The 12,089-nt window shown below is 55.7% G+C and carries 13 protein-coding genes; all 13 read left to right on the top strand.

The genetic code is table 11. From position 1 onward, the window contains the following. The first annotated feature begins 64 nt into the window (after positions 1–64). The 13 genes from NWV12_RS15525 (at position 65) to NWV12_RS15465 (ending at position 12,088) form a co-directional block, all read left to right on the top strand. Positions 65–1,078 carry an aspartate-semialdehyde dehydrogenase gene (locus tag NWV12_RS15525; RefSeq protein WP_039263237.1) on the top strand — a complete coding sequence of 338 codons (1,014 nt, stop codon included), beginning with the start codon at positions 65–67 and terminating at the stop codon, positions 1,076–1,078. Further along, a complete protein-coding gene (gene truA, locus NWV12_RS15520; protein WP_023312566.1) occupies positions 1,078–1,890 on the top strand; it encodes a tRNA pseudouridine(38-40) synthase TruA in 813 nt (270 codons plus the stop codon). The genes NWV12_RS15525 and truA overlap by 1 nt, the downstream gene beginning before the upstream one ends. Positions 1,891–1,918: 28 nt before the next feature. Continuing rightward, positions 1,919–2,578, top strand: coding sequence for a DedA family protein (locus tag NWV12_RS15515; RefSeq protein ID WP_039263236.1), 660 nt, complete (start codon positions 1,919–1,921; stop codon positions 2,576–2,578). 154 nt (positions 2,579–2,732) lie between these two features. Continuing rightward, positions 2,733–3,638 carry an acetyl-CoA carboxylase, carboxyltransferase subunit beta gene (gene accD / locus NWV12_RS15510; protein ID WP_003861408.1) on the top strand — a complete coding sequence of 302 codons (906 nt, stop codon included), beginning with the start codon at positions 2,733–2,735 and terminating at the stop codon, positions 3,636–3,638. A 70-nt stretch (positions 3,639–3,708) separates the two neighbouring features. Further along, positions 3,709–4,977, top strand: a complete 1,269-nt coding sequence (gene folC / locus NWV12_RS15505) for a bifunctional tetrahydrofolate synthase/dihydrofolate synthase (protein WP_039263234.1) — start codon at positions 3,709–3,711, stop codon at positions 4,975–4,977. Next, positions 4,967–5,653, top strand: coding sequence for a cell division protein DedD (gene dedD / locus NWV12_RS15500; protein WP_039263233.1), 687 nt, complete (start codon positions 4,967–4,969; stop codon positions 5,651–5,653). Before folC ends, dedD begins: the two co-directional genes overlap by 11 nt. Before the next feature lie 165 nt (positions 5,654–5,818). Next, the gene (gene cvpA / locus NWV12_RS15495; protein WP_000262116.1) at positions 5,819–6,307 is read left to right on the top strand and encodes a colicin V production protein; all 489 of its coding nucleotides are present in this window, start codon (positions 5,819–5,821) and stop codon (positions 6,305–6,307) included. 33 nt (positions 6,308–6,340) lie between these two features. Next, on the top strand, positions 6,341–7,858 hold the full coding sequence (gene purF, locus NWV12_RS15490) for an amidophosphoribosyltransferase (RefSeq protein ID WP_024908947.1): 1,518 nt from the start codon (positions 6,341–6,343) through the stop codon (positions 7,856–7,858). Positions 7,859–7,947: 89 nt separating this feature from the next. Further along, the gene (locus NWV12_RS15485; protein WP_029740194.1) at positions 7,948–8,517 is read left to right on the top strand and encodes a UbiX family flavin prenyltransferase; all 570 of its coding nucleotides are present in this window, start codon (positions 7,948–7,950) and stop codon (positions 8,515–8,517) included. Between the two features lie 291 nt (positions 8,518–8,808). After that, positions 8,809–9,591, top strand: a complete 783-nt coding sequence (gene argT / locus NWV12_RS15480; protein WP_023312560.1) for a lysine/arginine/ornithine ABC transporter substrate-binding protein ArgT — start codon at positions 8,809–8,811, stop codon at positions 9,589–9,591. Positions 9,592–9,817: 226 nt separating this feature from the next. Continuing rightward, positions 9,818–10,600, top strand: a complete 783-nt coding sequence (gene hisJ / locus NWV12_RS15475; protein ID WP_023336423.1) for a histidine ABC transporter substrate-binding protein HisJ — start codon at positions 9,818–9,820, stop codon at positions 10,598–10,600. An 88-nt stretch (positions 10,601–10,688) separates the two neighbouring features. Beyond that, on the top strand, positions 10,689–11,375 hold the full coding sequence (locus tag NWV12_RS15470) for a histidine ABC transporter permease HisQ (RefSeq protein WP_023336422.1): 687 nt from the start codon (positions 10,689–10,691) through the stop codon (positions 11,373–11,375). Next, positions 11,372–12,088 carry an ABC transporter permease gene (locus tag NWV12_RS15465; protein WP_048980058.1) on the top strand — a complete coding sequence of 239 codons (717 nt, stop codon included), beginning with the start codon at positions 11,372–11,374 and terminating at the stop codon, positions 12,086–12,088. The genes NWV12_RS15470 and NWV12_RS15465 overlap by 4 nt, the downstream gene beginning before the upstream one ends. Position 12,089 lies beyond the last annotated feature (1 nt).

The following is a 12,089-nucleotide window of genomic DNA, read 5'->3' as shown; positions in this document are numbered from 1 at the left end:
CTTCTTAATGCTCCCTGTCGGATACTCCGGCAGGGACGCTTTTTTATTTCTGGAGTAAACCACCATGTCTGAAGGCTGGAACATTGCCATTTTAGGTGCCACGGGTGCCGTGGGCGAAGCCCTGCTCGAAACCCTTGCTGAGCGTCAGTTCCCGGTGGGCGATATCTATGCGCTGGCCCGTACCGACAGCGCAGGTGAGCATCTGCGTTTTAACGGTAAATCCGTCATGGTTCAGGACGCGGCCGCGTTCGACTGGACGCAGGCGCAGCTGGCGTTTTTCGCCGCGGGCGCTGAAGCGACGGCTGCGTACGTTGAAGAGGCGACCAACGCTGGCTGCCTGGTGATCGACCTGAGCGGTCTGTTCTCAATGGAGCCGGATGTGCCGCTGGTGGTGCCGGACGTGAACCCGTTTGTGCTGGCTGACTACCGCAACCGTAACGTCATTGCGGTCCCGAACAGCCTCACCAGCCAGCTGCTGACCGCCCTGAAACCGCTGATCGACGACGGCGGCCTGTCGCGCATTACCGTCACCAGCCTGCTGTCCGCGTCCGCGAACGGCAAAAAGGCCGTTGACGCGCTGGCCGGGCAGAGCGCGAAGCTGCTGAACGGTATCCCGATTGACGAAGACGATTTCTTTGGCCGCCAGCTGGCGTTCAATATGCTGCCGCTGCTGCCGGATCGCGAAGGGTCTGTACGCGAAGAGCGTCGTATCGTCGATGAAGTGCGTAAAATTCTGCAGGACGATGGCCTGATGATTTCCGCGAACGTCGTGCAGTCTCCAGTCTTCTACGGCCACGCGCAGATGGTTGGCTTTGAAGCCCTCCGTCCGCTGGCGGCAGAAGAGGCGCGCGACGCGTTTGGCCGCGGTGAAGACATCGTGCTCTCCGAAGAGAGCGAGTTCCCGACCCAGGTTGGCGATGCCACCGGCAGCGCGCATCTTTCCGTTGGCTGCGTGCGTAACGATTACGGCATGCCGGAACAGGTTCAGTTCTGGTCCGTTGCCGATAACGTTCGCTTCGGCGGCGCGCTGATGGCGGTCAAAATCGCTGAAAAACTGGTGCAGGAGTACCTGTACTGATGTCAGACGTGGAACAAAAGCCGGTCCATAGAATTGCGCTCGGAATTGAGTACGACGGCAGTAAATATTATGGCTGGCAGCGTCAGAACGAGGTGCGCAGCGTCCAGGAGAAGCTGGAGAAAGCGCTCTCTCAGGTGGCAAACGAGCCGATTAACGTCCTGTGCGCGGGACGTACGGACGCGGGAGTTCACGGCACGGGGCAGGTGGTGCACTTTGAAACCACCGCCGTGCGTAAGGATGCCGCCTGGACGCTGGGTGTAAATGCGAATTTGCCTGGTGACATTGCGGTGCGTTGGGTAAAAGCTGTGCCGGATGATTTTCACGCGCGCTTCAGCGCCACGGCGCGTCGCTACCGTTATGTCATCTACAACCAGCGCCTGCGTCCGGCGGTGTTAAGCCAGGGCGTGACGCATTTTTATGAACCGCTTGATGCGGAACGTATGCATCGCGCGGCGCAGTGTCTGATTGGTGAAAATGACTTTACGTCGTTTCGTGCGGTGCAGTGTCAGTCCCGCACGCCGTGGCGCAACGTCATGCACATAAACGTCAGCCGTTTTGGCGCGTATGTGGTGGTGGATATTAAAGCCAATGCCTTTGTACATCATATGGTTAGGAATATTGTGGGCAGCCTGATGGAAGTGGGTGCCGGACACCAGCCGGAGAGCTGGATTGCAGACCTGCTGGCAGCGAAGGACAGAACGCTTGCGGCAGCCACGGCGAAAGCGGAAGGATTGTATCTGGTCTCAGTAGACTATCCGGATCGATTTGACCTGCCGAAACCGCCAATGGGCCCGCTGTTTTTAGCGGACTAAACAAAGGTGCAATTAGGGCTTAGACAATATGGACGTAATACGTTTTCTGATTGATTTCATTCTGCATATTGATGTTCACCTGGCAGAGCTGGTCGCGCAGTATGGCGTCTGGGTTTACGCCATTCTGTTCCTCATTCTGTTTTGTGAAACCGGTCTGGTCGTTACCCCATTCCTGCCAGGGGATTCACTGCTGTTCGTTGCCGGGGCGCTATCGGCGTTACCCACTAACGATCTGAACGTGCATCTTATGGTTGTGCTGATGGTGATTGCCGCCATTGTCGGTGATGCGGTCAACTATACGATTGGACGGGTGTTCGGTGAGCGGCTTTTCAGCAATCCTGATTCGAAAATTTTCCGTCGCAGCTATTTAGATAAAACCCATGCGTTTTATGAACGCCATGGCGGGAAAACCATTATCCTTGCGCGTTTTGTGCCTATTGTGCGCACATTTGCACCGTTTGTGGCGGGAATGGGGCATATGTCCTATCGTCATTTTGCGGCATACAACGTGGTTGGCGCGCTGCTGTGGGTACTGCTGTTTACCTACGCAGGCTATCTGTTTGGCGATCTCCCGGTGGTGCAGGAAAACCTTAAGTTACTGATTGTAGCGATTATTGTGCTTTCCGTACTGCCTGGCGTTATCGAAATCATTCGTCACAAACGTGCGGCGGCAAAACAAGCGAAGTAAATGCACGCTGGCGGTTCGACCACTTTTTTATCCAAAGTTTCGGGCTGTTATGTTTTAATGTGCAACATTCATGGTCTGTTGGAGGCAAAAATGGCATTATTCGCCTCTTATAGCAAAACTGGCATACGACCAGGTTCAGGCAGAAAGGTTATCAATGAGCTGGATTGAACGAATTAAAAGCAACATTACCCCAACGCGCAAAGCGAGCATTCCTGAAGGGGTATGGACGAAGTGTGATAGCTGCGGTCAGGTTCTGTATCGCGCAGAGCTGGAGCGCAACCTTGAGGTGTGTCCGAAGTGTGACCACCATATGCGTATGTCGGCGCGCAACCGCCTGCATAGCCTGCTGGACGAAGGCTCTCTGGTAGAGCTGGGTAGCGAACTTGAGCCAAAAGACGTGCTGAAGTTCCGCGATTCCAAAAAATATAAAGATCGTCTGGCCTCTGCACAGAAAGAGACCGGCGAGAAAGACGCGCTGATCGTCATGAAAGGCACCCTGCATGAGATGCCGGTTGTCGCCGCTGCCTTTGAGTTCTCCTTTATGGGCGGCTCAATGGGCTCCGTGGTCGGTGCGCGCTTCGTGCGTGCCGTTGAGCAGGCGCTGGAAGACAACTGTCCGCTGATCTGCTTCTCAGCCTCCGGTGGTGCACGTATGCAGGAAGCGCTTATGTCGCTGATGCAGATGGCGAAAACCTCTGCTGCGCTGGCGAAAATGCAGGAGCGCGGTCTTCCGTACATCTCCGTGCTGACCGACCCAACCATGGGCGGCGTCTCTGCGAGCTTCGCGATGCTGGGCGACCTGAACATCGCTGAGCCAAAAGCGCTGATCGGCTTTGCGGGTCCTCGCGTTATCGAGCAAACCGTTCGTGAAAAACTGCCGCCGGGCTTCCAGCGCAGTGAGTTCCTCATTGAGAAAGGCGCTATCGATATGATCGTCCGCCGTCCGGAAATGCGCCTGAAGCTGGCGAGCATTCTGGCGAAGCTGATGAATCTGCCAGCGCCGAACCCGGATGAGCCGCGCGAAGGCGTGGTGGTACCGGATCAGGAACCCGAGGCCTGATAACTGAAAAGGGCAGGGCCGGTTGGCGCTGCCCTTTTGCTTTCTAATCTGTTAATGACAACCGGGCATTATGGAAAATAAAAGCATTCCCCAAGCCACGTCGCCCCTGGCCGCGTGGCTTTCTTATCTGGAAAACCTGCACAGTAAAACCATCGATATGGGGCTTGAGCGCGTAAGCCAGGTCGCCGCGCGTCTTGATGTGCTCAAACCGGCACCTTTCGTGTTCACCGTCGCGGGCACCAACGGTAAAGGCACTACCTGCCGCACGCTGGAATCTGTCCTGATGGCCGCAGGTTACAAAGTTGGCGTGTACAGCTCTCCACACCTGGTCCGCTACACCGAGCGCGTTCGCGTGCAGAACAGCGAGCTGCCGGAATCGGCGCATACGGCGTCGTTCGCGGAAATTGAAGCCGCACGCGGTGAGATCTCATTAACCTATTTTGAATACGGTACCCTGTCGGCGCTGTGGCTGTTCAAACAGGCGCAGCTGGATGTCGTGATCCTTGAGGTCGGCCTCGGCGGACGTCTTGATGCCACCAATATGGTGAGTGCGGACGTGGCGGTGGTCACCAGCATCGCGCTGGACCATATCGACTGGCTGGGACCGGATCGTGAAAGCATTGGCCGCGAGAAGGCCGGTATTTTCCGGGCGAATAAACCCGCCGTGGTCGGCGAGCCGGACATGCCGCACACCATTGCTGACGTGGCAAATGAGAAGGGCGCGCGTCTGCTGCGCCGCGGCGTTGACTGGCAGTATGAGGTTCAGGATAACGGCTGGCGCTTCAGCGATGCCCAGGGCGCGCTGGATAACCTGCCGCTGCCGCAGGTGCCGCAGCCGAACGCGGCCACCGCGCTGGCGGCACTGCGCGCCAGCGGATTAGCGGTCAGCGAGCAGGCAATTCGCGACGGCATTCAGAGCGCAATTCTGCCCGGGCGCTTCCAGATTGTCAGCGAGTCACCGCGCCTGATTCTGGACGTGGCGCATAACCCGCATGCGGCGGCGTATCTCGCGGGACGTCTCAAATCGTTACCAAAAACCGGGCGCGTGCTGGCGGTTATCGGTATGCTTCATGATAAAGATATCGGCGGGACGCTGGCCTGCATGGAGACTGTGGTCGATAGCTGGTATTGTGCTCCTCTGGAGGGGCCGCGCGGCGCGACGGCTGAGCAGTTGATGGAACATCTCGGCAAAGGCGCAATCTATAGTAGCGTGGCTCAGGCCTGGCATGCCGCGATGGCGGATGCTAAACCAGAAGATACCGTGCTGGTGTGTGGTTCATTCCACACGGTGGCACATGTCATGGAAGTGATGGACGCGGGGAGAACCGGTGGCGAGTAAGTTTCAGAACCGTTTAACAGGAACCATTGTGCTGGTCGCGCTCGGGGTGATTATTCTCCCGGGTCTGCTCGACGGGCAGAAAAAGCATTATCAGGACGAGTTTGCCGCTATTCCGCTGGTGCCGAAACCGGGTGACCGCGATGAGCCGGATATGCTGCCAGCGGCGACGCAGGCGCTGCCTGCTCAGCCTCCGGAAGGGGCGGCGGAAGAGGTGCGTGCCGGCGATGCCGCCGCACCGTCGCTCGATCCGTCTCGCCTGGCGGCAGCGAGCAGCAGCGATATCGATCCGGTGCCGGTAGAGCAGCCTAAACCTGTTGAAAAACCGAAGCCGGTTGAGAAGCCGCAGCCGAAACCGCAGCGCGATAAAGCCGCAGAGCAGCTGGCTGCCGCATCAGAAACCCCACCGCCGGCAAAACAAGACGCGGCACCGACCGGAAAAGCGTACGTTGTGCAGCTCGGCGCGCTGAAAAACGCCGATAAGGTCAACGAGGTCGTGAGCAAACTGCGCAGTGCGGGATATCGTGTTTACACTTCACCTTCCACGCCGGTGCAGGGTAAAATTACCCGTATCCTCGTGGGGCCAGAAGCGTCCAAAGATAAGCTTAAAGGTTCGCTCGGCGAGCTGAAGCAGATCTCCGGCCTGAGCGGTGTGGTGATGGGCTACAGCGCGAACTAAGTACGACCTGCTCCTAAAAGAGAGAGGCGATAAGCCACGGCGTTGAACATTTTTTCAGCGCCTTTTTTATTTACGCGCGGGAAGGAAATCCCTACGCAAACGTTTTCTTTTTCTGTTAGAATTCGCCCCGAACTGGATGACAGGGCGTTAAATCGTGGGACACATATGGTCTGGATTGATTACGCCATCATTGCGGTGATTGGTTTTTCCTGTCTGGTTAGCCTGATCCGTGGCTTTGTTCGTGAAGCGTTATCGCTGGTAACCTGGGGTTGTGCTTTCTTTGTTGCCAGTCATTACTACACTTACCTGTCTGTCTGGTTCACGGGCTTTGAAGATGAACTGGTCCGAAACGGAATTGCCATCGCGGTGCTGTTTATCGCAACGCTGATTGTCGGCGCTATCGTGAATTACGTGATAGGTCAGCTGGTCGAGAAAACCGGTCTGTCAGGAACGGACAGGGTGCTCGGGATCTGTTTCGGGGCGTTACGAGGCGTGCTGATTGTAGCCGCGATCCTGTTCTTCCTGGATACCTTCACCGGGTTCTCCAAAAGCGAAGACTGGCAGAAATCGCAGCTCATTCCAGAGTTCAGCTTCATCATCAGATGGTTCTTTGACTATCTGCAAAGCTCGTCGAGTTTTTTGCCCAGGGCATAAACCCTGAGATGTGGCTTAACGAGGAAAAGACGAATGTGCGGTATTGTCGGTATCGCCGGTTTCATGCCGGTAAACCAGTCGATTTATGACGCGTTAACGGTGCTTCAGCACCGTGGGCAGGATGCTGCGGGTATCATCACCATTGATGCAAACAACTGCTTCCGTTTACGCAAGGCGAATGGCCTGGTAAACGATGTGTTTGAAGCCCGCCATATGCAGCGTCTGCAAGGTAATATGGGGATCGGTCACGTTCGTTATCCTACTGCTGGCAGTTCCAGCGCCTCCGAGGCACAGCCTTTCTACGTCAACTCACCGTATGGCATCACCCTTGCTCATAACGGCAACCTGACCAATGCGCATGAGCTGCGTAAAAAGCTGTTCGAAGAGAAACGTCGCCACATTAACACCACCTCTGATTCTGAAATCCTGCTCAATGTGTTCGCCAGCGAGCTGGATAACTTCCGTCACTATCCGCTGGAAGCAGACAACATCTTTGCTGCGATTGCCGCGACCAACCGCCAGATCCGCGGCGCGTACGCCTGCGTGGCGATGATTATCGGACACGGCATGGTGGCCTTCCGCGATCCAAACGGCATTCGTCCCCTGGTGCTCGGCAAGCGCGACCTTGGCGATGGCCGTACCGAATATATGGTTGCCTCTGAGAGCGTGGCGCTGGATACCCTGGGCTTTGAGTTCCTGCGTGACGTTGCGCCGGGCGAAGCGGTCTATATCACCGAGAAGGGCCAGCTGTTTACCCGCCAGTGTGCCGATAACCCGGTCAGCAACCCGTGCCTGTTTGAATACGTTTACTTCGCCCGCCCGGATTCCTTCATCGACAAGATTTCCGTCTACAGCGCGCGCGTCAACATGGGCACCAAGCTGGGCGAGAAGATTGCCCGCGAGTGGGACGATCTCGACATCGACGTGGTTATTCCTATTCCGGAAACCTCCTGCGATATCGCGCTGGAGATCGCCCGCATTCTGGACAAGCCATACCGTCAGGGCTTCGTGAAGAACCGCTACGTTGGCCGCACCTTTATCATGCCGGGCCAGCACCTGCGCCGTAAGTCCGTGCGCCGCAAGCTGAACGCCAACCGCGCGGAATTCCGCGACAAGAACGTTCTGCTGGTGGATGACTCCATCGTTCGCGGCACCACCTCTGAGCAGATTATCGAGATGGCGCGCGAAGCGGGTGCGAAGAAAGTCTACCTGGCCTCTGCTGCGCCGGAGATTCGCTTCCCGAACGTGTACGGCATCGATATGCCAACCGCCAACGAGCTGATCGCTCACGGGCGTGAAGTGGATGAAATTCGCCAGATCATCGGTGCCGACGGCCTGATTTTCCAGGATCTGAACGATCTCATCGACGCGGTGCGTGCCGAGAACCCGGAAATTCAGCAGTTTGAATGCTCCGTGTTCAACGGTATTTACGTGACCAAAGACGTTGACCAGCAGTACCTCGACTATCTTGATTCTCTGCGCAACGACGATGCGAAAGCCGTTCAGATGCAGAACGATCTTGAAAGCTTGGAGATGCACAACGAAGGTTGATGCTCCGGCAGGTGAGGGCGAATGCCCTCACTTGCAACTCCCCGCAAAATCCTGCACAGTCTGCCCTGAAATCAGTAAGGGCGAAAATCATGAAACGACTCATTGTTGGGCTCAGCGGTGCCAGCGGCGCGATTTACGGCGTACGTCTGTTACAGGTTCTGCGTAACGTGGCGGAAGTCGAGACCCATCTGGTGATGAGCCAGGCGGCGCGGCAGACCCTCTCTCTTGAAACCGATCTCTCCCTGCGCGATGTTCAGGCACTGGCGGACGTGGTTCACGATGCCCGTGATATCGCCGCCAGCATCTCCTCAGGCTCGTTTAAAACAGCCGGCATGGTTATCCTGCCCTGTTCAATTAAAACGCTCTCCGGCATTGTGAACAGCTATACCGACACCCTGGTGACGCGCGCGGCGGATGTGGTGCTGAAGGAGCGTCGTCCTCTGGTGCTCTGCGTGCGGGAAACGCCGCTGCATCTCGGCCATCTGCGTTTAATGACTCAGGCCGCCGAGCTTGGGGCCATCATCATGCCGCCGGTACCGGCGTTTTATCATCGCCCGACCTCGCTGGACGACGTGATTAATCAGACCGTCAACCGCGTGCTGGATCAGTTTGACATCGACCTGCCTGAAGATCTCTTCACCCGCTGGCAAGGGGCCTGAATCTGTGCACAAACAGAGTGCATGAAAAGAGACGTTGCCCTGTTTCAGGGCAATTATGCAACGGCGATCATATCCTCGACATTTAATTCGTTTTTTCCCTTTTTCTCTTTCCGGTTCGTTCGGCAGACCTGCTATCTTTCACCATTAAGGCAATATCGCAACGTTTTATTAACATATTTAACGTCGAAGTTTTGACCAGACGGCAATGTGGCATAAGACCTGCAAGATGAAGCCTGCAACACAACACACAACACAATACATAATAAAATCACGGTACTTGAGGGTAAATGTATGAAGAAGACGGTTCTGGCTCTGTCTTTGCTCGTGGGGTTAAGTGCGGCAGCAGGTAGCTACGCAGCGCTTCCACAGACGGTTCGTATCGGTACAGACGCAACCTACGCGCCATTCTCTTCCAAGGATGCGAAAGGCGATTTCGTGGGGTTTGATATCGATCTGGGAAATGAAATGTGCAAACGCATTGCGGTGAAATGCACATGGGTGGGCAGCGACTTTGACGCGTTAATCCCGTCGCTGAAAGCCAAGAAAATCGACGCCATTATCTCTTCTCTTTCCATCACCGAAAAACGCCAGCAGGAGATTGCCTTCTCTGACAAGCTCTACGCCGCGGATTCTCGCCTGATTGCGCCGAAAGGCTCCCCGATTAAGCCAACCATCGACTCGCTGAAAGGCAAGCATGTTGGCGTGCTTCAGGGGTCGACGCAGGAAGGTTATGCCAACGCGACCTGGCGTGAGAAGGGCGTAGACGTGGTGGCTTACCAGAACCAGGATCTGATTTACTCTGACCTGGCCGCAGGCCGTCTGGATGCGGCATTCCAGGATGAAGTCGCCGCGAGCGAAGGCTTCCTGAAACAGCCTGCGGGTAAAGACTATGCGTTTGCGGGCCCGTCGGTAAAAGACAAAAAATACTTTGGTGACGGCACCGGTATTGGCCTGCGCAAGGATGATACCGAGCTGAAAGCCGCCTTCGACAAAGCCTTTGCAGAGCTGCGTAAAGACGGTACTTACGACAAACTGGCGAAGAAATACTTCGACTTCAACGTATACGGTGAATAATGCCTGACGCTAACGCACTGCAAAGGTGCGTTGCGGGAGCGGTTGACCCAATGCGGTGCATTTGTTGCACCGTATTGGATCGCTTTGTGCATACTTACGCATTTATAATGCAAAAATTCCCGCCTGAAGGGCATTAGTCTTTGCCTGAAAGAGGGGATTAATGGCACATTAGCACCACCCCGTCGTCGTAAAAATCCCGTATGAAGACAGTTTGTTGAGGACAAATATGAAAAAACTCGTGTTGTCACTATCTCTGGTGCTGGCCTTTTCCAGCGCCACCGCGGCATTCGCAGCCATTCCGCAGAAAATTCGGATTGGTACCGATCCAACCTATGCGCCGTTCGAATCGAAGAATTCAAAGGGTGAACTGGTCGGTTTTGACATCGATCTGGCCAATGAGCTGTGCAAACGCATCAAAGCACAGTGTACCTACGTTGAGAACCCGCTGGATGCGCTGATCCCGTCCCTGAAAGCGAAAAAAATCGACGTAATCATGTCCTCGCTCTCCATCACCGAAAAACGCCAGCAGGAGATTGCCTTCACCGACAAACTCTACGCGGCCGATTCTCGTCTGGTGGTGGCTAAAGCTTCTGACATTCAGCCAACGCTGGAGTCCCTGAAAGGCAAACGCGTCGGCGTGCTGCAGGGCACCACGCAGGAAACCTACGGCAACGAACACTGGGCGCCGAAGGGGATTGAAATCGTCTCCTATCAGGGCCAGGAAAATATCTACGCTGACCTGACGGCAGGCCGAATTGATGCGGCATTCCAGGATGAAGTCGCGGCAAGCGAAGGCTTCCTGAAAACGCCGGTGGGTAAAGATTACAAGTTTGGCGGCCCGTCTATTAAGGACGTGAAGTTGTTTGGTGTGGGTACCGGTATGGGCCTGCGCAAAGAAGACAACGAGCTGCGTGAGGCGCTGAACAAAGCGTTTGCTGAAATGCGCGCTGACGGCACTTACGACAAGCTGGCGAAAAAGTACTTTGATTTTAATGTTTACGGCGGCTAATCGCCCCGTCAAATAACGTGCGGCCCCTCCCGATGCGGGAGGGGAAAAGACACGGTTCCACCACTCACGATACGACAGGGCTCGCGGTATGCTGTACGGATTTTCTGGCGTTATTTTACAGGGCGCGCTTGTCACCCTTGAGCTGGCTATCAGCTCCGTGGTGCTGGCGGTGCTGATAGGTCTGGCGGGCGCAGGGGCGAAGCTTTCGGCTAACAAACCGCTGGCGCTCATATTTGAAGGCTACACCACGCTTATTCGCGGCGTTCCCGATCTGGTGCTGATGCTGCTGATCTTTTACGGTCTGCAGATTGCGTTGAACAGCGTGACGGACGCGATGGGCATGGGACAAATTGATATAGACCCGATGGTGGCCGGTATTATTACCCTCGGTTTTATCTACGGTGCCTACTTCACCGAAACCTTCCGCGGCGCTTACATGGCCGTGCCGAAAGGACACATTGAGGCGGCAACCGCATTTGGTTTTACCTCTTCACAAACGTTTCGTCGGATTATGTTCCCGGCCATGATGCGCTATGCGCTGCCGGGTATCGGCAACAACTGGCAGGTTATCCTCAAAGCGACAGCGCTGGTCTCGCTGCTCGGTCTGGAAGACGTCGTGAAAGCGACTCAGCTGGCGGGCAAGAGCACCTGGGAGCCGTTCTACTTTGCGGTGGTCTGCGGCGTGATTTATCTGGTCTTTACGACCGCCTCCAATGGTGTGCTGCTTCTGCTCGAGCGTCGCTACTCCGTGGGTGTGAAGAGGGCTGACCTGTGATTGATATTATTCAGGAATACTGGAAATCGCTGCTGTGGACGGATGGCTACCGCTTTACCGGCGTGGCGATTACGCTCTGGCTGCTGATCTCCTCCGTGGTGATGGGCGGCATTCTGGCGGTGTTTCTTGCTATTGGCCGCGTGTCGAACAATAAATTTATCCAGTTCCCGATCTGGCTGTTTACCTACGTGTTTCGCGGTACGCCGCTGTACGTGCAGCTGCTGGTGTTCTATTCGGGGATGTATACGCTTGAGATCGTAAAAGGCACTGAGATGCTGAATGCGTTCTTCCGCAGCGGTCTGAACTGTACGGTGCTGGCGTTGACGCTCAACACCTGCGCCTACACCACCGAGATTTTCGCCGGGGCAATTCGCTCTGTCCCTTACGGTGAGATTGAAGCGGCGCGCGCGTACGGCTTTTCCTCGGTGAAGCTTTATCGCTGCATTATTCTGCCGTCGGCACTGCGTATCGCGTTACCGGCGTACAGTAACGAAGTGATTTTGATGCTGCACTCCACCGCGCTCGCCTTTACCGCGACGGTGCCGGATCTGCTCAAAATCGCGCGCGATATTAACTCCGCGACCTATCAGCCGTTTACCGCGTTTGGCATTGCGGCGGTGCTCTATTTAATTATCTCTTATGTTCTGATTAGCCTGTTCCGTAAGGCTGAAAAACGCTGGTTGCAGCATATAAAACCTTCTTCGACGCACTGAG

It is taken from the genome of Enterobacter sp. Crenshaw, from assembly GCF_024734705.1.
Lineage (GTDB): Bacteria > Pseudomonadota > Gammaproteobacteria > Enterobacterales > Enterobacteriaceae > Enterobacter > Enterobacter asburiae_B.
Note: the sequence above shows the minus strand (reverse complement) of the source record. Positions and strands in the feature narration are given on the sequence as shown.